General features: G+C 67.7%; 20 protein-coding genes. 7 read left to right on the top strand and 13 right to left on the bottom strand.

Going from position 1 to position 24,160, the window contains the following annotated elements; translation table 11 throughout:
• The first annotated feature begins 221 nt into the window (after positions 1 to 221).
• On the top strand, positions 222 to 674 hold the full coding sequence (locus PI246_RS12900) for a DUF192 domain-containing protein (protein WP_407069811.1): 453 nt from the start codon (positions 222 to 224) through the stop codon (positions 672 to 674).
• Positions 675 to 907: 233 nt separating this feature from the next.
• Here the strand turns inward: PI246_RS12900 and PI246_RS12895 are convergent, their stop codons facing one another.
• On the bottom strand, positions 908 to 1,099 hold the full coding sequence (locus tag PI246_RS12895) for a rubredoxin (protein WP_320551697.1): 192 nt from the start codon (positions 1,097 to 1,099) through the stop codon (positions 908 to 910).
• A gap of 98 nt (positions 1,100 to 1,197) precedes the next feature.
• On the opposite strand from PI246_RS12895, the gene thiE reads away from it, so the two are divergent.
• Together thiE and hemL are read left to right on the top strand one after the other, a co-directional pair.
• A complete protein-coding gene (thiE, locus tag PI246_RS12890; RefSeq protein ID WP_320551696.1) occupies positions 1,198 to 1,845 on the top strand; it encodes a thiamine phosphate synthase in 648 nt (215 codons plus the stop codon).
• The gene (gene hemL, locus PI246_RS12885) at positions 1,842 to 3,119 is read left to right on the top strand and encodes a glutamate-1-semialdehyde 2,1-aminomutase (protein WP_320551695.1); all 1,278 of its coding nucleotides are present in this window, start codon (positions 1,842 to 1,844) and stop codon (positions 3,117 to 3,119) included. Before thiE ends, hemL begins: the two co-directional genes overlap by 4 nt.
• A gap of 45 nt (positions 3,120 to 3,164) precedes the next feature.
• On the opposite strand, the gene PI246_RS12880 is transcribed toward hemL, so the two are convergent.
• From PI246_RS12880 to PI246_RS12860, 5 genes are all read right to left on the bottom strand, one after another.
• The gene (locus PI246_RS12880) at positions 3,165 to 4,418 is read right to left on the bottom strand and encodes an acetylornithine/succinylornithine family transaminase (protein WP_320551694.1); all 1,254 of its coding nucleotides are present in this window, start codon (positions 4,416 to 4,418) and stop codon (positions 3,165 to 3,167) included.
• A 397-nt stretch (positions 4,419 to 4,815) separates the two neighbouring features.
• Positions 4,816 to 6,150: a sigma-54 interaction domain-containing protein gene (locus PI246_RS12875; protein WP_320551693.1), complete on the bottom strand. Its 1,335-nt coding sequence runs from the start codon at positions 6,148 to 6,150 to the stop codon at positions 4,816 to 4,818.
• Positions 6,151 to 6,382: 232 nt separating this feature from the next.
• The gene (locus tag PI246_RS12870; protein ID WP_320551692.1) at positions 6,383 to 6,985 is read right to left on the bottom strand and encodes an LON peptidase substrate-binding domain-containing protein; all 603 of its coding nucleotides are present in this window, start codon (positions 6,983 to 6,985) and stop codon (positions 6,383 to 6,385) included.
• A 10-nt stretch (positions 6,986 to 6,995) separates the two neighbouring features.
• Entirely contained in the window at positions 6,996 to 8,354 is a 1,359-nt protein-coding gene (gene mpl, locus PI246_RS12865; protein ID WP_320551691.1) for a UDP-N-acetylmuramate:L-alanyl-gamma-D-glutamyl-meso-diaminopimelate ligase, read from the bottom strand.
• Positions 8,355 to 8,420: 66 nt separating this feature from the next.
• Complete coding sequence (locus PI246_RS12860) at positions 8,421 to 9,002, bottom strand: adenylate kinase (RefSeq protein WP_320551690.1); 582 nt, start codon at positions 9,000 to 9,002, stop codon at positions 8,421 to 8,423.
• A gap of 188 nt (positions 9,003 to 9,190) precedes the next feature.
• Here PI246_RS12860 and PI246_RS12855 point away from each other — a divergent pair, with 188 nt between their 5' ends.
• Positions 9,191 to 10,450: a 6-phosphofructokinase gene (locus tag PI246_RS12855; protein ID WP_320551689.1), complete on the top strand. Its 1,260-nt coding sequence runs from the start codon at positions 9,191 to 9,193 to the stop codon at positions 10,448 to 10,450.
• A 40-nt stretch (positions 10,451 to 10,490) separates the two neighbouring features.
• Here the strand turns inward: PI246_RS12855 and PI246_RS12850 are convergent, their stop codons facing one another.
• Both PI246_RS12850 and PI246_RS12845 read right to left on the bottom strand, forming a co-directional pair.
• Positions 10,491 to 11,906: a UdgX family uracil-DNA binding protein gene (locus PI246_RS12850; protein ID WP_320551688.1), complete on the bottom strand. Its 1,416-nt coding sequence runs from the start codon at positions 11,904 to 11,906 to the stop codon at positions 10,491 to 10,493.
• Positions 11,906 to 13,120, bottom strand: a complete 1,215-nt coding sequence (locus PI246_RS12845; RefSeq protein ID WP_407069810.1) for a putative DNA modification/repair radical SAM protein — start codon at positions 13,118 to 13,120, stop codon at positions 11,906 to 11,908. Before PI246_RS12845 ends, PI246_RS12850 begins: the two co-directional genes overlap by 1 nt.
• A 110-nt stretch (positions 13,121 to 13,230) precedes the next feature.
• Here PI246_RS12845 and PI246_RS12840 point away from each other — a divergent pair, with 110 nt between their 5' ends.
• From PI246_RS12840 to PI246_RS12830, 3 genes are all read left to right on the top strand, one after another.
• The gene (locus tag PI246_RS12840) at positions 13,231 to 14,517 is read left to right on the top strand and encodes an amidohydrolase family protein (protein WP_320551687.1); all 1,287 of its coding nucleotides are present in this window, start codon (positions 13,231 to 13,233) and stop codon (positions 14,515 to 14,517) included.
• 120 nt (positions 14,518 to 14,637) lie between these two features.
• Positions 14,638 to 15,042, top strand: a complete 405-nt coding sequence (locus PI246_RS12835) for an RcnB family protein (RefSeq protein WP_320551686.1) — start codon at positions 14,638 to 14,640, stop codon at positions 15,040 to 15,042.
• Positions 15,043 to 15,178: 136 nt separating this feature from the next.
• A complete protein-coding gene (locus PI246_RS12830; protein WP_320551685.1) occupies positions 15,179 to 17,227 on the top strand; it encodes a sodium-translocating pyrophosphatase in 2,049 nt (682 codons plus the stop codon).
• 76 nt (positions 17,228 to 17,303) lie between these two features.
• Here the strand turns inward: PI246_RS12830 and ppa are convergent, their stop codons facing one another.
• The 5 genes from ppa to thiC form a co-directional block, all read right to left on the bottom strand.
• A complete protein-coding gene (ppa, locus tag PI246_RS12825; RefSeq protein WP_320551684.1) occupies positions 17,304 to 17,837 on the bottom strand; it encodes an inorganic diphosphatase in 534 nt (177 codons plus the stop codon).
• A gap of 164 nt (positions 17,838 to 18,001) precedes the next feature.
• Positions 18,002 to 20,125 (bottom strand): prolyl oligopeptidase family serine peptidase, encoded by a 2,124-nt coding sequence (locus tag PI246_RS12820; RefSeq protein WP_320551683.1) that lies wholly within the window; start codon positions 20,123 to 20,125, stop codon positions 18,002 to 18,004.
• Positions 20,126 to 20,475: 350 nt separating this feature from the next.
• Positions 20,476 to 21,492, bottom strand: a complete 1,017-nt coding sequence (locus PI246_RS12815) for a DUF2333 family protein (RefSeq protein ID WP_320551682.1) — start codon at positions 21,490 to 21,492, stop codon at positions 20,476 to 20,478.
• Between the two features lie 43 nt (positions 21,493 to 21,535).
• Positions 21,536 to 22,108 carry a ferritin-like domain-containing protein gene (locus PI246_RS12810; protein ID WP_320551681.1) on the bottom strand — a complete coding sequence of 191 codons (573 nt, stop codon included), beginning with the start codon at positions 22,106 to 22,108 and terminating at the stop codon, positions 21,536 to 21,538.
• A gap of 150 nt (positions 22,109 to 22,258) precedes the next feature.
• Positions 22,259 to 24,100, bottom strand: a complete 1,842-nt coding sequence (gene thiC / locus PI246_RS12805; protein ID WP_320551680.1) for a phosphomethylpyrimidine synthase ThiC — start codon at positions 24,098 to 24,100, stop codon at positions 22,259 to 22,261.
• Positions 24,101 to 24,160: the final 60 nt, after the last annotated feature.

The raw sequence follows: 24,160 nt of genomic DNA, 5'->3' as shown, positions 1-24,160 counted from the left end.
AGTGAGCCGCCCATTTTAGAGCATCTTTCGTTTCTGTCAACACCCTCGTCAATCTTTTTTTCGAGGTGGCTGGTGAAGCAAGAGACTGTCGCGTGGGCTGTGTTCTTCGCGACCAGAAGGAAAGTATAGGCTCGCTTCCCGATTCTGTGAAGGGGTTTTCGACATATTTTTGAAAAAAAGTGACGAGGTACACTCGGCACTTCTCCTCACACTAATAAGGTATGGCGATGATCAAGCGTTTCCTTCCCGTGGCGCTGTTCTTCCTGGCGGCCGGCGCCCATGCGGGCACGGATCCTTCGGTATCCCTGCACGGGAAGCGGTTCTCCACTGAATTCGCCACCACCGACGACCAGCGCGAGCTCGGGCTGATGAACCGCAAGGCCATGGACGCCGATCACAGCATGCTGTTCGTGTTCACCGACGACGAGCCGCGCGCGTTCTGGATGAAGAACACGCTCATCCCGCTGGACATTCTCTACTTCGACAAGGATCGCAAGCTGGTGGCGATGCAGCTGAACGCCCAGCCATGCCAGGCCGATCCCTGCGCGATCTATCCCAGCGGCAACCGCAGCGCGCGCTACGTGCTCGAACTCAATGGAGGCATGGCCGGCAAGCTCGGGCTCAAGCTCGGTGACGAGCTCACGGTCGACGGCAACTGGGGCAAGGTGCAGTAGTCGTCCGAGAGCGCGTGTTCGCAAGGCACGCCGACGTGATACGGGACGAGCGCGACTGGATCGAGCCGGGCGAGTTCGTCCCACTGGTCGTCGAAGGGAATGAATCGCTGCATGGCTGCTTCCTCCACGAATCGGCACGCGTTGCGCGGCCACGAGATCATGGAAGCAGACATTTGTGCCCTGGATCGGGCGAAATGGGGCCGAACCCTGTCAGCCCCCTGCCAGCCCGGCGGTCAGTCCATCTCGACCATTTCGAAGTCGTCCTTGGTCACGCCGCAGTCCGGGCAGGTCCAGGTATCCGGGATGTCCTCCCAGCGGGTGCCGGGCTCGATGCCTTCGTCCGGCAGGCCCAGGGCCTCGTCGTAAATGAAGCCGCAAACGACGCACATCCATTTGCGGGCGGTGGTTTCGGTGCTCTGGCTCATGATCGCGCGTACTGTGGTCTGACAGGAAAGTCACTCATTCTGTCACCCCCCGCCTCGGCGGCGCCACCGCGCGCCGTCACGCACCCAAGAGAGACCCCATGAATCCCCTCCCCCGATTTCCTTCCGCAGGCAAAGGCGTATACGCCATCACCGACGGCCCCCGCGACGACCTCTTCGCCGCCGTCGAAGCGGCCCTGGCCGGCGGCGCGCGGATGCTCCAGTACCGGGACAAGACCGACGACACGGCACGCCGCCGCATCGAGGCCGACGAACTCTCGCGGCTATGCGCCCTGCACGGCGCCACGTTCATCGTCAACGACGATGTCCCCCTGGCCAAAGCCACCGGCGCGGGCGTGCACCTGGGCCGGGAGGATGTCTCGATCGCCCAGGCCCGCGACGCACTGGGGCCGGACGCGATCATCGGCGTCTCCTGTTACGGCTCGGTCGACCGCGCCCGGCAGCTCGCCGCGGAGGGTGCCGACTACCTCGCCTTCGGCGCGATGTACCCCTCCCCGACCAAGCCGCACGCCCCCGTGGTGCCGCATGACGTGTTGACGCAGGTGGCATCGCTGGGGCGTCCGGTCGTGGCGATCGGCGGGCTCACCCCCGACAATGCGGGGGCCGTGATCGACGCGGGCGCCGACTACATCGCGGTCGTCTCCGCGATCTTCGCGGCCGACGACATCCAGAGCGCCACGCGCCGATTCGCCGACCTCTTCGAACCCCGCCCCGGAAGCCCTCGATGACCACCAACCACGAACTCTTCGCCCGCGCCCGCCAGCTGATGCCCGGCGGCGTGAACTCGCCGGTACGTGCCTTCAAGTCGGTGGGCGGCGAGCCGTTCTTCACCGCCCGCGCCGATGGCGCCTGGCTGTGGGACGTGGAAGGCAAGCGCTATATCGATTACGTGGGCTCCTGGGGGCCGATGATCGTCGGCCACAACCATCCGGCGGTGCGTGAGGCCGTAGAGCGCGCGGTACGCGACGGCCTTTCGTTCGGCACGCCTTGCCCGGCCGAGATCACGATGGCCGAGACCATCGTGACACTGGTGCCCTCGGTCGACAGCGTGCGCATGGTCAATTCGGGCACGGAGGCCACGATGTCAGCCATCCGTGTCGCTCGCGGCGCGACGGGCCGGAGCAAGATCGTGAAGTTCGAGGGCTGCTACCACGGCCATGGCGACAGCTTTCTCGTGAAAGCCGGCTCGGGCGCCCTGACCTTCGGCGTGCCGACATCGCCCGGCGTGCCCAAGGCCGCCGCCGACCTGACCCTCACCCTGCCCTACAACGACCTGGACGCCGCCCGCGCCTTGTTCGCCGAACACGGCAAGGACATCGCCGGCCTGATCATCGAGCCGGTGGCGGGCAACATGAACTGCATTCCGCCGGACGACGGTTATCTCCAGGCCCTGCGGACGCTGTGCACCGAACACGGCGCCCTGCTCATCTTCGACGAGGTGATGACGGGTTTTCGCGTGGCCCTCGGCGGCGCGCAGGCCCACTACGGCATCACCCCGGACCTGACCTGCTTCGGAAAGATCATCGGTGGCGGCATGCCGGTGGGCGCCTACGGCGGCCGACGCGAGCTTATGGAACAGGTGGCTCCGGCCGGCCCGATCTACCAGGCCGGCACGCTGTCGGGCAATCCCGTGGCGATGGCGGCCGGCCTGGCCATGCTCAGGCTCATCCAGGCGCCCGGCTTCCATGATGACCTGACCGCTCGCACCGAACGCCTCACCGACGGCATCGCCGCCGCTGCGACGAAGCACGGCATCCCGTTCAGCGTGAACCGGGTCGGCGCGATGTTTGGCCTGTTTTTCACCAACCAGACCGTGCGCAGCTATGCGCAGGCCACCGCCGCGGACGTCGCCGCGTTCAACCGGTTCTTCCACGGCATGCTCGAACACGGCGTCTATCTCGCGCCGTCGGCGTTCGAGGCCGGGTTCGTGTCCAGCGCGCACTCGGACGAGGTCCTCGACGAGACCATCGCCGCCGCGGACGCGGTCTTCGCCCGGCTATGACACGCGCCCCGGCGTCGGCCGGGGCGCACACGCCTTACCCGCGAGTCAGGCGACCTTGGCCTGCCGGGCCGCGAACTCGGCCAGGGTCGCCTGCAGGCGCTCGAGGCCTTCGGCGACCTCGGCGTCGGTGATGGTCAACGGCGGCACGAGGCGCAGCACGTCAGGCCCGGCCTGGAGCAACAGCAGCCCGTGGGCGGCGGCGATATCCAGGATCTCACCGGCCCTTCCGGCGTAGGTGGGCGCCAGCACCGCACCGAGCATCAAACCGCGGCCACGCACCTCCGAGAACAGCTCGAATGCGTGGTTGCATTTGTCGAGGCCCTTGCGGATGTCGTTGCCCTGGCGCTCCACATTGAGCAGCACCTCGGGCGAGGCGATCTTGCGCAAGGCCACCCGGGCCACCGCGGCGGCCATGGGGTTGCCGCCAAAGGTGGTGCCGTGCGCGCCGAACTGCATCGTCTCGGCCACTTTCGGCCCGGCCAGCATCGCGCCGATGGGAAAACCCGCGCCAAGCGCCTTCGCGACGGTGACGATATCCGGCGTGACGTGGTCGTGCGCGTGGGCGAAAAGCATGCCCGTGCGCCCCATGCCGCTCTGAATCTCGTCAAGCACCATCAACGCGCCATGCGTGTCGCACCGTTCGCGCACGGCCTGGAGGAAGCCCGGCGCCGCAGGCATCACGCCGCCCTCGCCCTGCACCGGCTCGAGCATGACGGCGGCCACGCCACCCTGGGCGAACGCGTCGTCGAGCGCGGCTACGTCGTTGAAGGGCACGTAGCGGAATCCACCCGGCAGGGGCTCGTAGCCCTCCTGGTATTTCGGCTGCGCGGTGGCGGTGACCGCCGCGAGGGTGCGGCCGTGGAACGAGCCCTTGAAGGTGACGATGACGCGCTGCTCGGGCGGCCGACCCTGGCCGGCCGCCCACTTGCGCACCAGCTTGATCGCGGCTTCGTTGGCTTCGGCGCCGGAGTTGCAGAGGAACACGCGCTCGGCGAACGGCGCGTGGGCGATGAGTTCTTCGGCCAGGCGCAACGGCGGCTCGGTGTAGAACACGTTACTCGCGTGCCAGAGCTTGTGGGCCTGGGCAACGAGCGCCTCGACGAGATCGGGATCCTGGTGGCCCAGCGCGTTCACCGCGATGCCGGCACCGAAATCGACGTAGTCGCGGCCTTCCGTATCCCATACGCGCGCGCCCTTGCCATGATCGAGCACGACGTCGCGGGGGCGATAGACGGACAGCCAGTAGCGCTTGCCCAGACCGATGAGGTCGGAGGAATCGGCGGGATGCGACGGGGACATGTGCTCACTCCAGGCCTCGGCCGCAGCGCCGGAACCCACGCTTGGGGACGGATGGAATCGCACGGTACGCTCTGCGGTCCGACATCGATCCGGGCCCGCGCCGGGCGCGGGGACGTCCATCCTATAAGGCGGGCGCGGCGCCGACAACGCGCCTGTAGCGCTCCTGCAACGCGTGATGAGCGGCCGCTACAGCCCGAAGCCGCGCTTGACCCGGCAGCTTGACCGGAAACCCTTTGCAAATCAGGCCCGCGCGGGCATGGCACGGCGATTGCTGTTTCTGGATCGAGGCTCTACGGAGCCCACGGCGTTCGCTCGTTCGACCACCCTGCCAGGCCGGACGGACGAACGGAATGCCCGGCGCCCCCGAGGCGCCGGGCGTTTCTCTCGATCGTGGGACTCAGCGGAGCTGGTCGATGGCGAGCTGGTGCTTCTTGCAGAGGCGATAGACCGTGACCCGGGACACACGCAGGCGCCGCGCGCACTCACTGATGTTGAACGCGCTGGCCCGCAGGCAATCCATGATCGCCTCGCGCTCGGCCGACGTGCGCGCGCTGCCGAGGCTGTCCCGGTCGGCACCGTGGGTATCGGCGTTGAGCTCCAGGTCGTCGGGAGTGATCAGCGCATCGTCGGCGATGACCGCCGCACGCTGCACCCGGTTCATCAGTTCGCGAACGTTGCCTGGCCAGGGAAACGCGTTCATCGCCCGCCGGGCGGCGCTGCTGAACGCGCGGGCCCGGGTGCCGTAGCTCTCGCGGAAGGCATCGAGGAAATGCTGCGCCAGAAGCTCCACGTCACCGGTGCGCTCCCGGAGCGGCGGCATGCGCAGGCGCAGCACGTTGAGCCGGTAGAAAAGATCTTCGCGGAAGCGCCCCTGGGCTACGGCTTTCTCCAGGTCGACGTGCGTCGCCGCGAGCACGCGCACGTCGACTCTGATCGATTGGCAACTGCCGATGCGTTCCACCGTGCCTTCCTGGAGCACGCGCAGCAGGTTGGTCTGGGCGTCCAGCGGCAGGTCGCCGATCTCGTCGAGGAAGACGGTGCCACCGTCGGCCGACTCGAAGTGCCCGATGCGGCGCGCGGTGGCACCGGTGAACGCGCCGCGCTCATGGCCGAACAACTCCGACTGCACCAGGCTCGCGGGCAGCGCGCCGCAATTGATCGCCGCGAACGGCTTGTCGCGCCGGGGCGACAACTGGTGCAACGCACGCGCGGCCATTTCCTTGCCGGTGCCGGTTTCACCGGTGATAAGCAGGGGCAGTTCCACCGGTGCGAACTTGCGCAGGTTCTGCGACAGCGTCCGGATAGCCGGACTGTTGCCGGTAAGCAGCGAGGGCGGGTCGGCCTCGACATCCGTCGTGCAGCCGGTGGCGCGGCGCAGCGCCTGGCGCAACGCACCCAAGGGCGCCTGACCCTCGATCACGTGGAATGCCTGGCTCAGCAGCCGCTTCAGGGCGACGTCGTCCGCCGACGCCCGCACACCGGTGAGCCCGATCCACGGAAGATCGGGATGCTGGGCCTTCAGTTCGAACAGCATTCGCGCGGCGGGTTCGGTGTCCTGACGCAGGTCGAGCACCGCGATGGCGCGTTGCCCGCAGGGGGGCGGGTCGCCGGCATCACGCGAGGGGTCCGCTACCACGGTGCGCCAGCCTGCCCGGATCAGCCCGAAATGCTCTTCGACGCTGGGCCGTCCTACCCACACGACGCAACGCCCTGCTGTTTCCCCGCGCGACATGCCCGTTCCTCATGTGTGTCAGTGGCCTGCTGCGGCCTTTCGCGGGCGATCCGGACCCGCCACCGACACCCCCTGCCGTCGGCAAGCCCCACGTTTCCACCGCGCCTTCGGGCGGCGGCGACTTCTTGCGAACTTATAACGGCGTGCCGAAAGCGGCCATACGCCAAACGGGCTAGCCGTCGTCACCTGCAACGGCTGGGGATGCCGGGGCGGCGGCGGACGCCGCCGCGACTCAACCGCGCTGGAAACGCGGGAGGATGTCGCGCAACTCGGCCAGGCGCTGCAGCGGATCGTCGAGCTCGAGCATGTGCTGGCACTCATTGGCGTCCAGCGGCAGCAATTCGCACAGGCGAAACCCCACCCAACTGGCGTCGTCGGCGCGCGCGGCCACGTCGTGGCGCCACGACGGCATCATCTGCTCGGCCAGGCGCTCGAGGATGGTGGCGAGCAGACCGAACTCGGGCGGTACCGGGAGGGTGTCTTCCGGTGCCCAGCGCTGGATGTCCCCACGCACCTGCCCGTCGGAGCGGACCCGGGTTCGCAGCACGCGGAAGCGCTCTTCGCCCTTGGCCACGATACCGAGCAAGCCGTCGTCGCGGGTATGGAAATCGGTGATGGTGGCGAGCGTGCCGACCGCGGCGGGAATCGCCGGCTGCCCTGCCTCGCGACCGTCGAGAATCATGCACACGCCGAACGGACGCCCGGTACGCGTGCATTCGCGCACCAGGTCGAGGTAACGCGGTTCGAAGATGCGCAGCTGGAGGTGACCGTCCGGGAAGAGGACGTTCGACAGGGGAAACAGCGGCAAATCGTGGGCGGGCGTGCTCGCGGCCATGCCCGCCAGTCTAACCCGCGTCGAGCGCGGCAAAGAAGCGCCGCGGCGCATTTTCGAAACCGCCGTTGGACATGAACACCACATGGTCGCCGTCGCGCGCCTCGTGCGCGAGCCAGGCCACGAGGTCGTCCACCGCGGGCACGGTGTCGCCGCGCCCGTCGAGTGCGTCGGTCACCTTGCCGGCGTCCCAGGGCAGTTCAGGTCGGTGCAGGAACACCACGCGATCGGCATCGGTCAGCGACGGTGCCAGCGCGTCGGCGTGCGCGCCCAGCCGCATCGAATTCGACCGGGGTTCGAGCGCCACCAGGATGCGACCGGCGCCCACCTTCGCGCGCAACCCCGCAAGGGTGGTGGCGATGGCGGTCGGATGGTGGGCGAAGTCGTCGTAGACCGTCACGCCACGCGCCTGGCCGATCACCTCCATGCGACGGCGGGCGCTGGCGAAACCGGCGAACGCGGGCAGCAACGCGACGGGATCCGCGCCCGCGGCGTGCGCGGCCGCGAGCGCCGCGAGCGCATTCATCACGTTGTGCCGGCCCAGGGCGTTCCAGCGCACCTCACCCAGCACCGTGCCATGGTGAGACACGCGGAAGTGCGAGCCGTCCGCGGCGAGCAGTTCGGCACGCCAGTCGCCGGTCGCGATGCCGAAGGTTTCCACCGGTGTCCACGCGCCCATCGCCAGCACCTGCGCGAGGTAGCGGTCCTCGGCGTTGACGATGAGCCGGCCGTTACCCGGCACCGTACGCACCAGGTGGTGGAACTGGCGCTGGATGGCGGCCACGTCGGGGAAGATGTCGGCGTGGTCGTATTCGAGGTTGTTGAGGATGGCGATGCGCGGCCGGTAGTGGACGAACTTCGAGCGCTTGTCGAAGAACGCCGAATCGTATTCGTCGGCCTCGATCACGAACGGCTTGCCCTGCCCGCGCCGCGCGGATACCTCGAAGTTGCCGGGCACGCCGCCGATGAGGAAACCCGGCGACTGCCCGGCCTGCTCGAGAAGATAGGCCAGCAGGCTCGTGGTGGTGGTTTTGCCGTGCGTGCCGGCCACCGCGAGCACCTCGCGGCCGCCCAGCAGCGTTTCGCCCAGCCACTGCGGGCCGGACACGTAGCGCATGCCTTCGTCGAGCATGTATTCCACGGCCGGGTTGCCGCGGGTCATCGCGTTGCCGACCACGACCAGGTCGGGCGCGGGCTGCAGGTGCGCCGCGTGGTAGCCCTGCATCAGCTGGATGCCGAGCCGTTCGAGCTGGGTGCTCATCGGCGGATAGACGTTGGCGTCGGAGCCTTCGACGGTCAGGCCCAGTTCGCGCGCGAGCGCGGCCACGCCGCCCATGAAGGTGCCGGAGATACCAAGGATATGGACGCGCATGGTTGGGCTCGTCGGGGCGCTCAGGCGCCGTGCGGCAGGCCCGCCGGAGACGGCGGGCCGGGAGGGTCAGGCGCTGGCGGCGGTGGCCTGCGGCAGCGCCGCCTTGATGCGGGCGGTGACGTCGTCGAGTTCGCCGACGCCGTCGACGACCTTGAGCTTGCCGCGCTTCTCGTAGAAGCCGGCGACCGGCGCGGTCTGGTCGGCGTAGATGCCCAGGCGCTTCTTGACGGTATCCGGGTTGTCGTCGGGACGTCCTTCGTTTTCGAACCGGACCACGCAGCGGTCGAGGATGGCCTGGTCGGGCACCTCGAGCTTGATGACCACGTCGAGCGGCTGGCCGATGCGCGCCAGCACGCCGTCGAGGGCATCGGCCTGGGCAAGATTGCGCGGGTAGCCGTCGAGGATGAACCCGGGTTTGGCGTCCGGCTGGCTCAGGCGGTCTTCGATGATGCCGAGCATGATGTCGTCGGGCAGCAACTGGCCGGCGTCCATGAGCGACTTGGCCTTTCTGCCCAGTTCGGACTCGGCTTTGATTTCCGCGCGCAGGAGATCACCGGTGGAAATGTGCGGAATGCCCAGGTCTTCCTTGAGGCGGGCGGCCTGGGTGCCCTTGCCCGAACCGGGCGCGCCGAATAGCACGAGTCGCATGAAAGCTCCGTTTCGCCGGGCGCGGGTTCCTAGGAACCGCCACCGGGCACGAGAAAATGGGTCTCAAGGTAGCGGCCGGGGGGCCACCCCGTCAAACCATCATGACAGGAGCGTGGCAAGGCGCCGCAGGCACCGCGTCGACGTGGCAGGGGTTACGCTGGGCCACCCTCACGCAGAAGGAGCCAAGCATGGCCGCCGGCAAGATCCTCTACGCCCAGTCGGGCGGCGTCTCCGCCGTTATCAACGCCACCGCCGCCGGCGTGATCGAAACCGCGCGCGACAAAGGCATGGTGGTGTATGCCGCCCGCAACGGCATCCTCGGCGCGTTGCGCGAGGACTTGATCGACACCACCAAGGAGGCGAAGGCGTCCATCGCCGCGCTCAGGCACACGCCGGGTGGCGCCTTCGGCTCGTGCCGCTACAAGCTGAAGTCGCTGGAGGAGAACCGCGCCGAATACGAGCGGCTCATCGAGGTGTTCCGGGCGCACGACATCCGTACCTTCCTCTACAACGGCGGCAACGACTCGGCCGACACCGCGAACAAGGTGTCGAAGATCGGCCATGCCCTCGGCTACGACGTGAACTGCATCGGCGTGCCGAAGACGATCGACAACGACCTCGTGGTCACCGACACCTGCCCCGGCTTCGGCTCGGTGGCCAAGTACACCGCCCTGTCGGTGCGCGAGGCGAGCCTCGACGTGGCGTCGATGGCGGATACCTCGACCAAGGTGTTCGTCATCGAAGTGATGGGACGCCACGCCGGCTGGATCGCCGCGGCCGCCGGCCTGGCCGGCAGCAAGGCGGGCGATCCGCCGCATGTGATCCTGTTCCCCGAGAATGTGTTCGATCCCGAGGCATTCCTCGCCCGCGTGCAGACAACGGTCGACAAGGTCGGCTACTGCACCGTGGTGGCGTCGGAGGGCGTGAAGGATGCCCAGGGGCGCTTTCTCGCCGAATCGGGCGCCCGCGACGCCTTCGGGCATGCGCAGCTGGGCGGCGTTGCGCCCGTGCTGGTCGCCCTGGTGCGCGAGAAGCTGGGCTTCAAGTGTCACTGGGCCCTGCCCGACTACCTGCAGCGCTCGGCACGGCACATCGCGTCACGGACCGACGTCGACCAGGCCTACGCGGTCGGCAAGAAGGCCGTGGAATACGCCGCCGAAGGCCTCAACGCGGTGATGCCGGTGATCGTGCGGGTGTCCGACGAGCCCTACAAATGGACGATCGAAGCGGCGCCGCTGGACAAGATCGCCAACCACGAGAAGAAGATGCCGAAGAACTTCATGTCCAAGGACGGCTTCGGCATCACCGCGGCGGCACGACGCTACCTGGCACCGCTGATCCAGGGCGAGCTGCCGCCGCCGTTCGGCGAGGATGGCCTGCCGGTGTACGTGAGCCTGAGGAACACCGCGGTGCCGAAGAAGCTGAAGAAGTTCAAGGCGGCGTCCTAGGGCAGCGGGCACCCGACGTTCGGTCGCGCGCGGTGCCCTCCTACAGGGCCTCGCGCATGAGGGTGAGATCGCGGACGAACTGCGCGTAGGCCTGCTCGCGTTCGTCGGGATCGGGCACGCGCAGCAGGTAGGACGGATGCACGGTCGCCATCGCGCGGCGGCCGTCGGGAAGGTCGATCCAGGCGCCACGTTGTGCCATCAGCCGGAACGATGCCCCGAACACGGCTTGGGCGGCCATCGCGCCCAGGCAGACCAGCGCCGCGGGCTGGATACGGTCGATCTCCGCCGCCAGCCACGGACGGCAGGCGGCCTGCTGTTCGGCGCTGGCACGCTTGTGCAGGCGCACCTTGCCACGGGGTTCGAAGCGGAAATGCTTCACCGTGTTGGTCACGTAGAGCTGGTCGCGTTCGATCCCGGCCTCGCCCAGCGCCTTGTCGAACAGCTTGCCCGCCGGGCCGACGAACGGCTTGCCGGCAAGGTCTTCCTGGTCGCCGGGCTGCTCGCCGATCACCACCACGCGCGCATGCGCCGGCCCCTCGCCGAAGACCGTCTGCGTGGCGGGCTTCCACAGCTCGCACGCACGGCAGTCGCGCGCCTGCCTGCGCAAGGCAGTGAGGCTCCCCTCGGGCGCGTCGTCCACCGCCTTCTGCAACGGCGTGATCTTTTTCTTCGGGACCGTGGGTTGCTTCTCGACCATGGCCTGCATCCTCGGCAGCGCATCGCGCACCAGTTCGGGGATGAGCCGCGCTTCCGGGAGGTTTTTCCAGTAGCGCACCGGCATCTCGCGGCGCATCGCGTCCACTTTCAGGCGGGCCGGGTTGAAGATGCTGGCGTAGTAGGTTCGCCACAGGTCTTCGAGCGCGTCGTCCGACGGCGCGTCCGCGCGTTGCGCCCCGGGCCCGAACGAGAGCGTGGCGCCGTCCCAGTGGGCGGTGCGTGACGGGGTGAGCAACGACCAGCGCATGCCGGTGAACCGGCGCACGAAGAACGGCGCGACCCGCGTGACGATGTCGTGCGTCGGCTCGAACCATGCGACATACACGCTTTCGTTGTCCAGGCGCACTTCGCGGAAGCGGACAAACGCCTTCATCTTGTGCATGTCGCGGGTGACCTGCTTGGCGCAGGTGTAGGCCCAGCGCACGTCATCGTCGGTCGCCAGGTCGAGCAGGCTTTTCTCTCCGTCGGCAAGCCGCCACAGCATGCGATACAGCACCGCATGCCGACGCGGATCGGTGTGCGCGAGCACCACGCCGGCCAGCGCGAGAAAGCGACGGGGCACGGCGGGTACACGGGTCGCGCGCGGCGGCGGCAGGGTGTCGCCGGCCTCGCCGAACAGGCTGTCGCCGGCGCTTTGCCAGGCGACGTCCGCGGGCGCGACGCCCGCCAGCAGCAGGGCGCGCGCGGTGTTCCGCCAGGCGTCGAGGTCGGACGCGTCGTCGAGCGTGACGCGGTACATCAACCGAACAGGTCGGGCTGCGCCGGTTCGCGCAGGTCACGCCGCAATGCGAGGCTCTCGCGGTCGCCGCGGGGGCGGTGGTCCACCGTCTCGACAAACGGCGCGACCTTGCGCACCGGCACGCGCAGGCGCACGAGGTCGTCGTAGCGGATGCGCTTGTGCGCGCGCATCGCGATCATCTTGTCGACCGTCTTCACGCCCAGCCCCGGCACGCGCAGGAGCATGTCGCGCGACGCGCGGTTCACGTCGACGGGAAACCGGTCGCGATGGCGCAGTGCCCAGCCGAGCTTCGGATCGATGTCCAACGGCAGCATGCCGCTGTCGCCGGGCGGAGCGATCTCGTCCGCGGCGAAGCCGTAGAACCGCATCAGCCAGTCGGCCTGGTAAAGGCGATGCTCGCGCACCAGCGGCGGCGGCTTCAGGGGCAGGATCTTCGACGCGTCCGGGATCGGACTGAAGGCCGAGTAGTAGACGCGGCGGAGCTGATAGTTGGTGTAGAGATTGGTGCTGGTCGCCAGCACGTCGCGGTCGCTCGCGGCATCCGCGCCCACGATCATCTGCGTGCTCTGCCCCGCCGGGGCGAAGCGCGGCGCTTTCTTCTCGGCCTTGGCTTCGTCGATCGCCAGGCGCAGACGTCCCATGGCGCCACGGATGTCGCCCAGGTGCTTCTCCGGCGCCAGCGACTTGAGCCCGGTTTCGGTCGGCATCTCCACGTTGATGCTGAGACGGTCGGCCCAGCGACCGGCGGCATCGATCAATTCGGGTGAGGCGTCGGGAATCGTCTTGAGGTGGATGTAGCCGCCGAAGCGATGCTCGGTGCGCAGCGAGCGCGCCACGCGGACCAGTTGCTCCATCGTGTAGTCCGGCGAGCGGATGATGCCCGAGGAAAGGAACAGGCCTTCGATGTAGTTGCGCCGGTAGAACTCCAGCGTGAGTTCGACCACGTCTTCCGGCGTGAAACGGGCACGGCGCACGTTGCTCGACCGGCGATTGACACAGTACGCGCAATCGTAGATGCAGAAATTGGTCAGCAGGATCTTCAGCAGCGAGATGCAACGGCCATCGGGTGCGTAGGCATGGCAGATGCCCATGCCTTCGGTCGAGCCGATGCCGCCCGTGCCGAGGGAGTTGCGGCCCTTGCCGCCACTGGACGAGCACGAGGCGTCGTACTTGGCGGCATCCGCGAGGATGGCGAGTTTTTCTTGCAGGTCCATGGGACGGTCTATGGTGCCGCAGGATGCGTCCGCCCGCGTGAAGGGACCCGCCCGCGCCCCTTTCCCGGCGCGATCGGCGATCATGGGCCATCGATCGACCGGAGTTATCCATGGACCTCATCCTCCGCCACGCGTGCCTGCCCGATGGCCGTCGGGACATCGACATCGGCATCCGCGACGGCCGCTTCGCCGCCATTCGCCCCGCCCTCGACGCCACGGGCGCCGAGGAAATCGACGTGGCCGGCCGGCTGGTGTCGCCGCCGTTCGTCGATGCGCATTTCCACATGGATGCCACGCTCTCGCTCGGCCTGCCCCGGCTCAACGCGTCGGGCACCCTGCTCGAGGGCATCGCCCTTTGGGGCGAGCTCAAGCCACGCCTCACGATGGACGCCCTGGTGGCCCGGGCCATGGCCTACTGCGACATGGCCGTGGCCCAGGGCCTGCTGGCCATCCGCAGCCACGTGGACGTCTGCGACGACCGCCTGCTCGCCGTCGACGCCTTGCTCGAGGTCAAACGGCGCGTGGCGCCCTACCTGCACCTGGAGCTGGTGGCGTTTCCGCAGGACGGCCTGCTGCGCTCGGCGAACGCGAAGGCGAACCTCGTTCGCGCGCTGGACCGGGGCGTGGACGTAATCGGCGGCATTCCCCACTTCGAACGCACGACGGCCGACGGGGCGGCATCCATCCGCTGGCTGTGCGAGCTGGCGGCCGAACGCGGGCTGCGCGTGGACATGCACTGCGACGAGTCCGACGACCCGATGTCCCGCCACATCGAGACGTTGGCCGCCGAGACGCTACGCACGGGCCTGCAGGGCCGGGTCGCCGGATCGCACCTGACCTCGATGCACTCGATGGACAACTACTACGTGTCCAAGCTGTTGCCGCTCATCGCGGAGGCCGGCGTGCACGCCATCGCCAACCCGCTGATCAACATCACCTTGCAGGGCCGCCACGACACGTATCCGAAGCGGCGCGGCATGACCCGCGTGCCCGAGCTGCTCGACGCGGGCGTCAACGTCGCTTTCGGCCACGACTGCGCGATGGATCCCTGGTATGGCATGGGCTCGGGCGACATGCTCGAGGTGGCGCACATGGGCCTGCACGTGGCGCAGATGACCTCGATGGCCGGCGTGGCCCGGTGTTTCGATGCGGTCACCGCCGGCGGCGCGCGCGTGCTGGGGCTCGACGAGTACGGCCTCGTCGAGGGTCGGCGCGCCGACCTCGTGCTGCTGCAGGCAGGCGACGTGCACGAAGCGATCCGGCTGCGGGCGGGCCGTCTGCTGGTGATGCGCGAAGGGCGCGTGCTGGCCCGCTCGCCTGAGCGCCGCGCCGCACTCTTCCTCGACGGGCGCCCCGAGACCGCCGGGCTGGAATTCCGACCCGGTTCGATCACCTGAACGAACGGCAGCGGCGGCCCGGTGGCCCGCCTTTCGTGAACCTTTCGGTTCAGCCATAAGTTCTTACGATGACCCCTGTCGACCGGCCGCAAGGCATGACGGTCGTCACCGGAGACTCGCATGAACACGCTTTTCCGTGCCGCCCTTGCCGCGCTGGCCCTTTCAACCGCCACGGCGGCCTTCGCCGCGCCCGACCACGACCGCTGGCACGACCGCGGCCCCCCGGGGCCGCCGCACCACCACGACCGGGGTTGGCACGGGCATCGTCCGCCGCCGCCCCCGCCGCGCCCGCACGACGGATATGGCCGCTATCCCCACCATGTGCCGCCGCCCTACTACGGCCCGCGCCATCACGGGTATTGGGAGCGCGGCCACCGCTACTACGGCCAGCGCGTGGTGATCAACGATTACGGCTACTACCGCCTGCGTCCGCCGCCGCGCGGCTCCTACTGGGTGCGCGACAACAGCGACTTCCTGCTCGTGGCGATCGCCACCGGCGTCATCCTCGACGTCGCGTCGCGCTAGGCCCCTCGCGCGGCCGCTCGCCTGAGGGCGTAGCGGCCGCGCGTCGAGGTTGCGCAGCGCACAACAGGTTTCCCCGTCGTCCCTGCCTATACTCGGGACGAGCCCTGCCGGGCTCCTACAATTCGGGGAGGCTTCGATGCTGCAACAGTACGGTTTATGGATCGCGCTGGCATGTGCGGTCGTGGCGATTCTGTACGGCGCGTTTTCGGTCAGTTGGGTATTGGCCAGATCGCCGGGCAACGAACGAATGCAGGCGATCGCGACGGCCATCCAGGAAGGCGCACGCGCTTACCTCAACCGCCAGTACGCCACCATCGGCGTCGTCGGCATCGTGCTCCTCCTGCTCATCGGCGTCTTCCTCGACTGGGGCACGGCCATCGGCTTCGCGCTCGGGGCGATTCTTTCGGGCGCCGCCGGCTACATCGGCATGAACGTGTCCGTTCGCGCCAACGTCCGTACCGCCGAGGCCGCCCGCAGCGGCCTTTCTTCTGCCCTGGCGGTCGCATTCCGCGGGGGCGCGGTCACCGGCATGCTCGTGGTCGGACTGGGCCTGCTCGGCGTGGCGGGGTACTACGGCGCGCTCATGCACCTGGGCTACGAACGGAGTCACGCCCTGCACGCGCTGGTCGGGCTGGCGTTCGGCTCGTCGCTGATCTCGATCTTCGCCCGCCTGGGTGGCGGCATCTTCACCAAAGGGGCCGACGTGGGCGCCGACCTGGTGGGCAAGGTGGAAGCAGGGATTCCCGAGGACGACCCGCGCAACCCCGCCGTGATCGCCGACAACGTGGGCGACAACGTCGGCGACTGCGCCGGCATGGCGGCCGACCTGTTCGAGACCTACGCGGTGACGCTGATCGCCACGATGCTGCTTGGCGGCGTGATGGCGACGGAGACCGGCCCCTCCGGCGTGCTTTACCCGCTCGTGCTGGGCGGGGCGTCGATCGTGGCCTCGGTCATCGGCACCTTCTTCGTGAAGACCCGGGGCGGCAAGATCATGAACGCGCTCTACGCGGGCGTGTTCGTTTCGGCGCTGCTCGCGGCGATCGCGTTCTGGCCGATCACGCAATCGCTGATGGCCGACTCGGCCTATGGTAGCGGGCGCATCTACGGCTGCGCCCTCATCGGCCTGGTGCTGACCGGCGCCATGGTGGTGATCACCGAGTACTACACCGCCACCGAGTATGGCCCCGTGCGCCACGTGGCGCAGTCGTCCACCACCGGTCATGCGACCAACATCATCGCGGGCCTTGGCGTGTCGATGAAAGCCACGGCGTTGCCGGTGCTCGCGGTCTGCGCCGCGATCTGGGGCGCGTTCGCGCTCGCCGGCCTCTACGGCATCGCCATCGCCGCCACGGCCATGCTCAGCATGACGGGCATGGTGGTGGCGCTGGACGCGTACGGCCCGATCACGGACAACGCCGGCGGCATCGCCGAAATGGCGGAACTGCCGGCGGACGTGCGTGGCGTGACCGATCCCCTGGACGCCGTGGGCAACACCACCAAGGCGGTGACCAAGGGCTATGCCATCGGGTCGGCGGGCCTGGCCGCGCTGGTGCTGTTCGCCGATTACACGCACAACCTGAGCCTGCACTTCGGCGGCGCGGAGGTGCGCTTCGACCTGTCCAACCACTACGTGATCATCGGCCTGCTGATCGGCGGCCTGATTCCGTACCTCTTTGCCGCGATGGCGATGGAGGCCGTCGGCCGCGCCGCTGGCGCGGTGGTGGAGGAAGTGCGACGGCAGTTCCGTGAGATCGCCGGCATCATGCAGGGGACCACGCGACCGGATTACTCCCGCGCGGTGGACATGCTCACCCGCTCGGCAATCCGCGAAATGCTGGTGCCGTCGCTGCTGCCGGTGCTCGTGCCGGTGGTGGTGATCTTCGGCTTCAAGTGGCTCGGCGGCCCCGAAGCCGGGGCGCAGGCGCTGGGCGGCGTGTTGATCGGCACCATCGTCACCGGGCTGTTCGTGGCCATCTCGATGACGACCGGCGGCGGCGCCTGGGACAACGCCAAGAAATTCATCGAGGACGGCCACTTCGGCGGCAAGGGCTCGGACGCGCACAAGGCGGCGGTGACCGGCGACACCGTGGGCGATCCCTACAAGGACACCGCGGGCCCGGCGGTCAATCCGCTGATCAAGATCATCAATATCGTGGCGCTGCTGCTGATTCCCCTGCTGTAGACAGGGTGCGCCCGGCATGACGAAAAAAACCCGCCGATCGCTCGGCGGGTTTTTCATGGAGCGATGTCGACCTGGCTTACTTCGAGGCCTTGTAGCGCTCGATGCCCGCGAGGATCTCGGCCTTCGCCTCGACCGCGCCGACCCAGCCTTCGACCTTCACCCACTTGCCCTTCTCCAGATCCTTGTAGTGCTCGAAGAAGTGGCCGATGCGCTCGAGCCAGTGGCCCGACACCTGCTTGATGTCGTCGATGTGGGCATAGCCGGCGAAGATTTTGCCGACCGGCACGACCACGAGCTTCTCGTCCGAACCGGCTTCGTCGGTCATCTTGAGCATGCCCACCGGATGGCACCGGATCACCGAGCCCGGCACGAGCGGCAGGGGCAGGATCACCAGGGCATCCAGCGGGTCGCCATCGCCGCCCAGCGTGCCCGGCACGTAGCCGTAGTTGCACGGGTAGCGCATCGGGGTGGACAGGATGCGGTCGACGAAGATCGCCCCGCTGTCCTTGTCGACCTCGTACTTGACGGGCTCGGCGTCCTTGGGAATCTCGATGATGACGTTGATGTCGTCCGGCACATTCTTGCCGGCGGGGACGAGGTGCAGGCCCATGGGGGTTCCTTGGTGTTTTAGGGGTGAGCAGCCGTCAAGGATACGGCCTCCCCATGGGGTGAGGCAAAGCGGCAGACGGGCGATGGACCAGGGGCGCGTGGCGTGGCGCCTCCAGCCCCCCGGGGTCCCGAACGAGCGCCCCGGTTTCGCGTCCGCCTACGCGCTTACTTCAGATGCTCCCAGAGATACGTATACGCCAGAGCACTCATGAACGCCGATTGCTTGTTGTCCGCCGCCGCTCCGTGGCCGCCCTCGATGTTCTCGTAGAAGCTGGCGTCCAGGCCCATCGCCTGCATGCGCGCGGCCATCTTGCGTGCGTGCACCGGGCCCACGCGGTCGTCGCGGGTGGAGGTGGTGAACAGCACCGGCGGGTAGCGGGTGCCCTTGTGCAGGTTGTGATACGGCGAGAAGGTCTGGATGTATTTCCATTCCTCGGGCTTGTCGGGGTTGCCGTACTCGGCCATCCACGAGGCGCCGGCGGACATGTGCGGGTAGCGCTTCATGTCGAGCAGGGCCACCTGGCTGACCACGGCACCGTAGAGCTGCGGGTAGGTCGTCAGCATGTTGCCCGCGAGCAGGCCGCCGTTGCTGCCGCCCATCATGCCCATGTGCCGGGGGGTGGTGATCTTGCGGTCGATGAGGTCTTGCGACACGGCCGCGAAGTCTTCGTAGGCGCGAGGACGGTTGGCCTTCATCGCCGCCTGGTGCCAGCGCGGGCCGTATTCGCCGCCACCGCGGATGTTGGCGATCACGTAGACGCCGCCCTTCTCCAGCCAGGCGCGGCCGGCGCTGGCCGCATAGGCCGGTTGCAGCGAAATCTCGAAACCGCCGTAACCGTAGACCAGGGTCGGGTTGCTCCCATCGGCCTTGAGGGCCTTCGGCGCGATTTCGAAGTAAGGCACCTTCGTGCCGTCCTTCGACGTGGCGAAGTGCTGGCTCACCACGAATTTCGACGCGTCGAAGAACGAGGGCGTGTGCTTGAGCGCCTCGCGCTCACCCTGGCCGAGCACGCCGTAGTAGAGCGTGGTGGGCTGGATGAATCCCGAGACCGTGAGGAAATACTCGTCGGTATCGTCCGCATCGATGCCGTAAGCCTCCATGGCGCTCAGTTCCGGTGCGCCGCCCAGCGGTTCGCTCGTCCACGGGCCAGTGTCCGTCGGCGTGAGCACGCGGATCTGGCTGGAGACGTCGTGCATCAGGTTGAGGAACAGGTGATGGCGGGTCCACGAATGGCCCGCGAGCGAGGTGTGCTCGTCGGGGGTGAACAGCGCGACGAGGTCACGCTTGCCCGCCATGTAGTCGTCGAACTTCGCCGCCAGCAACGAACCGGAGGGATACGTATGTCCGCCGACGGTCCAGTCGCTGCGCAGTTCGAGCAGCATCCATTCGCGTTCGACGTCGACTTCGGCGTCGTTCGGCTTGTCGATGCGAGTCAGCTTGCCGTCTTTGCCACGCACGAACGTTTCGCTGTTGTAGAACTCGAGAGCGCGCTGGACGAAATCGCGCTCGAAGCCCGGCGTGAGATCACGGTAGGCCGAGATCGACATATCCGTCGGCTTGCCTTCGTAGACGACCTTGGCCGAGGCGAGCGGCGTGCCGCGCGTCCACTCTTTCACGATGCGCGGGTAGCTCGACTCGGTCATCGAGCCCGGACCGAAGTCGGTCGCCACGAACAGGTGGTCGTCGTCGATCCAGGCGACCTGGGTCTTGGCTTCGGGCAGGGTGAAGCCGTCCTTGACGAACGAACGCGTGGTCAGGTCGAACTCGCGGATGACGTCGGCGTCGGCACCGCCGCGCGACAGGGAGACCAGGCAGCGGCGGTTGGCGGGACGAAGGCACTGCACGCCGTGCCATACCCAGTTTTCTTTCTCGGCGGCCGACAGCGCGTCGACGTCGATGATGGTTTCCCACGCCGGGGCGTCCTTGCGGTATTCAGCCAGCGTGGTGCGGCGCCAGATGCCCTTGGGGTGGGCCTTGTCGCGCCAGAGGTTGTAGTAGTGGTCGCCGATCTTGGTGACGGCGGGGATGCGCGCCTCCGAATCGAGCATCTCCAGCAGGCGGGCGTCGAGCGTCTTGAACGCGGGGCTCTGCGCGTAGGCGGCCACGGTCTTGGCATTCTCGGCTTTCACCCAGGCCATGGGCTTTGCGCCGTCGATGTCGTCGAGCCAGAGGTTGTCGTCGTCGCCGGCGGCCTGGACGGCGGGGGCGGGGGTCTTCGTCACGTCGTGGGCTTGGGTCATGTCCGTCAAGGTGAGGGCGATGGCCAGCGCAATCCAGCGGTATGGCATGGGAAATCCCTGGAGAAGAATCGGTGCCTGTGACCTTAGCCCAGGCCGTTGGCCGATAGGCCCATGACTTTCGTCCTAGGAGCCGACCTCGGGACGTCCAGGGCACCGATAAGCGGGGTGGTACTGGCTCGACGGCCCACGCGCGTGGCCTTGGACACCGGCCTGCGCCGGTGCGGCGGTATCGCGTGGATCCCGTCTGCGTACGTGCCGCCGTCGCACCGGCTTGGGCCGATCCCTGCCGCCGGGCGGTCGGGAAGGTCCAGCCGCCGACCGGCTTCCCGACCCGCGAGGCGAACACGCCGGCGAGCCCTCGGCGCCCCTACGCGCGCCGACGTCGGTCCGTACCCGGCTCAGCCACGGCCCAACAGCGTGCGCAGATCGATGATCGCCGCGTTGGCCCGCGAGATGTAATTGGCCATCACCAATGAGTGATTGGCGAAGAACCCGAAGGGCGCACCGTTGAGCACCACCGGGCTGCCCAGCGACTTCTGGGACTCCTCCAGTTCGCGGATCACCTGCTGCAGGCTAGCGTCGGCGTTCTTCGAGCGAAGGATCGGGGCGAAATCATGGCGGATCGCCTTGAGCTGCTCCAGCAGCGCCCAGGTATAACCGCGCGCTTCGTAGAAGTTGTCGTCGATCTTGTTCCAGGGCGTCTTCACGTACACCGCTTTCGCCGGTGCGACGTTCGCGCCCACATCGGCGTTGGGCGCGGCGTCGACCTTCAACTGGCCCACGCTGGCGGAGAGACGCTGAGACAGCGAGCCCAGTCGCGTGGACACCGTCTGCAGGTAATCGGCGAGGTTGTCGGCCCGCGCGTAGAAATGCGCATTACCATCGGGTGCGTCACTGAGGCGGCCAAGGTAGTCCTGCAGGTCATCGACGGCCTTGCCGTACTGCGACTCCGAACTGGGGAAAAGCCAGCGATCGTTCGGGCTGTTGAGCAGGGGATCGGCCTCGCCCAGCGCCTTGTCTTCGGTGGACTGCGTCTGCGAGCGGCTGAAGTCATTGCGCAAGGCACGTACGAGGTCGCGCGACGCGGTCAGCGAGCCGAATTCCCAGTTGGGGATATTGTCCATGAACACGCCCGGCGGCAGCCGGTCGTTGCTCAGATAGCCGCCGCGCTTGTCCATCAGCGTCTGCACCGAGCGGATCAGCGTGTAGGTGGTCACCGCGCCGGTCGCAATCGGCCGATCGACCGACTTCATGTGAGCGGTGGTGACCGCCACCGGGTCGAACTGCTCCGGCTCGGTGTCCCACCACCACATGAAGAAAAGCACCAGCAACACGATCAACGCGATCGGCAAGGCGATCGCAAGGGTCAACGGGTGGCGCCGGCGCCGGGGCGCTGGGGCAGCGGTCGCGTTCATCGTGGTTCTCCTTGGTGAGTGAACGTTGCCCCAGCTTACAGGCTCAGTGCTTCGAGGGCGCGGCGGACTCGCCCTTCTTGCCGAGGTTTTCCAGCAGGGTGGCCATGTCTTCGGCGTGCTCTTCTTCCTGCGCGAGGATGTCTTCCATGATGCGACGCGTGGTCGGGTCATCGTCGCCGATGTACTTGACGATGTCGCGATAGCTGTCGATCGCGATGCGCTCGGCGACGAGGTCCTCCTTGATCATGTCGACGAGGTCGACGCCTTCGACGTAGTCGGCGTGGCTACGCGAAAGCAGGCCTTCCGGGTTGAAATTGGGCGTGCCGTCGAGCTGGGTGATGCGCTCGGCGATGCGGTCGGCGTGCTCCTGCTCCTGTGTGGCGTGTTCCAGGAATTCGGCCTTGACGCTCTGCGAGTGGATGCCCGGCGCCATGTAGTAGTGATACTTGTAGCGCAGCGTGCAGACGATCTCCGTGGCCAGCGCTTCGTTAAGCAGCTTGATCACGGTTTCGCGGTCGGCGCGGTAGCCCTCTGTCACGGCACCCTTGTCGATGTGCTCGCGAGCGCGCTTACGGATGTTCTCAATATCGCTGATGAAAGGCTTCGTGCTGGACATGGCCTGGGTCTCCTGGGGGATGGGACGTGGGTTCAGGCGACGACGTTAGGACCGGGGTCGGGAAATCCGGGTGAAGGGTTTTCGAATGCGAATCAGGTGCGTTTTGCTGTCGTAAGCCGCCGCCCCGGCACATGCGGGGCGGCGGGCCGTTCAGGCCTTGCGGTAGACCTCGCTACCCTGCTCGCGGAACTCCAGCGCCTTGTCTTCCATGCCCTGGGCGTAATCGCGCACGTCCTGGGTGATTTTCATCGAGCAGAACTTCGGGCCGCACATCGAGCAGAAGTGCGCCGACTTGTGCGCGTCTTTCGGCATCGTCTCGTCGTGGCATTCGCGCGCGCGGTCCGGATCGAGGCCGAGGTTGAACTGGTCATCCCAGCGGAACTCGAAACGCGCCTTCGACAGGGCGTTGTCGCGCACCTGCGCGCCCGGATGCCCCTTGGCGAGATCGGCCGCGTGGGCGGCGATCTTGTACGCGATGATGCCGTCGCGCACGTCCTGGCGGTTGGGCAGGCCCAGGTGTTCCTTGGGCGTGACGTAGCAGAGCATCGCGGTGCCGAACCAGCCGATCATCGCCGCGCCGATCGCGCTGGTGATGTGGTCGTAACCCGGCGCGATGTCGGTGGTCAGCGGCCCGAGCGTATAGAACGGCGCTTCGTGGCACACCGCCAGCTGGCGTTCCATGTTTTCCTTGATCAGGTGCATGGGCACGTGGCCGGGGCCCTCGATCATGCACTGGACGTCGTGCTTCCAAGCGACCTGGGTCAGCTCACCGAGCGTGTCCAGTTCGCCGAACTGCGCCGCGTCGTTGGCGTCGGCGATGCTGCCCGGACGCAGGCCGTCACCGAGGCTGAAGGACACGTCGTAGGCCTTCATGATCTCGCAGATGTCCTCGAAATGCGTATAGAGGAAGTTTTCCCGATGATGCGCCAGGCACCACTTGGCCATGATCGAGCCGCCTCGAGAGACGATGCCCGTGACACGCTTGGCCGTCAGCGGCACGAAGCGCAGCAGCACGCCGGCGTGGATGGTGAAGTAATCCACGCCCTGCTCCGCCTGTTCGATGAGCGTGTCGCGGAAGATCTCCCAGGTGAGTTCCTCGGCGACGCCGCCGACCTTCTCCAGCGCCTGATAGATGGGCACGGTGCCGATGGGCACGGGCGAATTGCGCAGGATCCACTCGCGCGTCTCATGGATGTGCTTGCCGGTGGACAGGTCCATCACCGTGTCGCCGCCCCAGCGGATCGCCCAGACGAGTTTTTCCACTTCCTCCGCGATGCCCGAACTCACCGCGCTGTTGCCGATATTGGCGTTGACCTTGGTGAGGAAGTGTCGGCCGATGATCATCGGCTCGGCTTCGGGATGGTTGATGTTGGCGGGGATGATCGCCCGGCCGCGGGCGACCTCGTCACGCACGAATTCGGGCGTGATGAGCCGCGGCATGCGCGCACCGAACGACTCGCCGGGATGCTGGGCCCGCAGCGCGCCGTCGGCCAGCGCATCGATCCGCTGGTTCTCGCGCAGGGCGATGTATTCCATTTCCGGCGTGACGATGCCGCGCCGGGCGTAATGCATCTGCGTGACGTTCGCACCGGGACGGGCGCGCAGCGGCGTGCGCGGGTGGGCGAAGCGGATCGCGTCGAGGCGGACGTCGTCGGCGCGCGAACGGCCGAACGCCGATGACAGCCCGGGCAACGACTCGACGTCCCCGCGTTCGTGGATCCACCCGGCGCGCAGCGGCGGCAGGCCCCGCGCCAGGTCCACCGCATGGCTGGGGTCGGTGTATGGCCCGGACGTATCGTAGACCACGATGGGCGGGTTGGCCTCGCCACCGAATAACGTCGGCGTGTCGGCCTGGCGGATCTCGCGCATGGGCACGCGCAGGTCGGGCCGGCTGCCGGTGACGTGGATCTTGCGGGAACCGGCGATAGGCTCGGTGACGGAGGCGGACAGCTCGCGCGCGGCGCGGGCCAGATCAGAGGGCATGGCATTCATCGGCGTCTCGACTCTCGCTCGGGAAAGGGAGAAGCGGACGTGCGCCGACGCGGGCCGGAG

The sequence above is a fragment of the Luteibacter sahnii genome, assembly GCF_034063545.1.
Lineage (GTDB): Bacteria > Pseudomonadota > Gammaproteobacteria > Xanthomonadales > Rhodanobacteraceae > Luteibacter > Luteibacter sahnii.
This window is presented reverse-complemented; position numbering and strand designations above follow the sequence as displayed.

Coding starts and splice junctions, on each gene's coding strand:
- PI246_RS12845 (WP_407069810.1), bottom strand. CDS start 13,120: ATGGACCTGCAAGAAAAACTCGCCATCCTCGCGGATGCCGCCAAGTAC.
- ppa (WP_320551684.1), bottom strand. CDS start 17,837: ATGGGCCTGCACCTCGTCCCCGCCGGCAAGAATGTGCCGGACGACATC.
- mpl (WP_320551691.1), bottom strand. CDS start 8,354: ATGCGCGTCCATATCCTTGGTATCTCCGGCACCTTCATGGGCGGCGTG.
- PI246_RS12835 (WP_320551686.1), top strand. CDS start 14,638: ATGAACACGCTTTTCCGTGCCGCCCTTGCCGCGCTGGCCCTTTCAACC.
- PI246_RS12830 (WP_320551685.1), top strand. CDS start 15,179: ATGCTGCAACAGTACGGTTTATGGATCGCGCTGGCATGTGCGGTCGTG.
- hemL (WP_320551695.1), top strand. CDS start 1,842: ATGACCACCAACCACGAACTCTTCGCCCGCGCCCGCCAGCTGATGCCC.
- PI246_RS12820 (WP_320551683.1), bottom strand. CDS start 20,125: ATGCCATACCGCTGGATTGCGCTGGCCATCGCCCTCACCTTGACGGAC.
- thiC (WP_320551680.1), bottom strand. CDS start 24,100: ATGAATGCCATGCCCTCTGATCTGGCCCGCGCCGCGCGCGAGCTGTCC.
- PI246_RS12850 (WP_320551688.1), bottom strand. CDS start 11,906: ATGTACCGCGTCACGCTCGACGACGCGTCCGACCTCGACGCCTGGCGG.
- PI246_RS12875 (WP_320551693.1), bottom strand. CDS start 6,150: ATGTCGCGCGGGGAAACAGCAGGGCGTTGCGTCGTGTGGGTAGGACGG.
- PI246_RS12815 (WP_320551682.1), bottom strand. CDS start 21,492: ATGAACGCGACCGCTGCCCCAGCGCCCCGGCGCCGGCGCCACCCGTTG.
- PI246_RS12880 (WP_320551694.1), bottom strand. CDS start 4,418: ATGTCCCCGTCGCATCCCGCCGATTCCTCCGACCTCATCGGTCTGGGC.
- PI246_RS12860 (WP_320551690.1), bottom strand. CDS start 9,002: ATGCGACTCGTGCTATTCGGCGCGCCCGGTTCGGGCAAGGGCACCCAG.
- thiE (WP_320551696.1), top strand. CDS start 1,198: ATGAATCCCCTCCCCCGATTTCCTTCCGCAGGCAAAGGCGTATACGCC.
- PI246_RS12855 (WP_320551689.1), top strand. CDS start 9,191: ATGGCCGCCGGCAAGATCCTCTACGCCCAGTCGGGCGGCGTCTCCGCC.
- PI246_RS12895 (WP_320551697.1), bottom strand. CDS start 1,099: ATGAGCCAGAGCACCGAAACCACCGCCCGCAAATGGATGTGCGTCGTT.
- PI246_RS12870 (WP_320551692.1), bottom strand. CDS start 6,985: ATGGCCGCGAGCACGCCCGCCCACGATTTGCCGCTGTTTCCCCTGTCG.
- PI246_RS12840 (WP_320551687.1), top strand. CDS start 13,231: ATGGACCTCATCCTCCGCCACGCGTGCCTGCCCGATGGCCGTCGGGAC.
- PI246_RS12900 (WP_407069811.1), top strand. CDS start 222: ATGGCGATGATCAAGCGTTTCCTTCCCGTGGCGCTGTTCTTCCTGGCG.
- PI246_RS12810 (WP_320551681.1), bottom strand. CDS start 22,108: ATGTCCAGCACGAAGCCTTTCATCAGCGATATTGAGAACATCCGTAAG.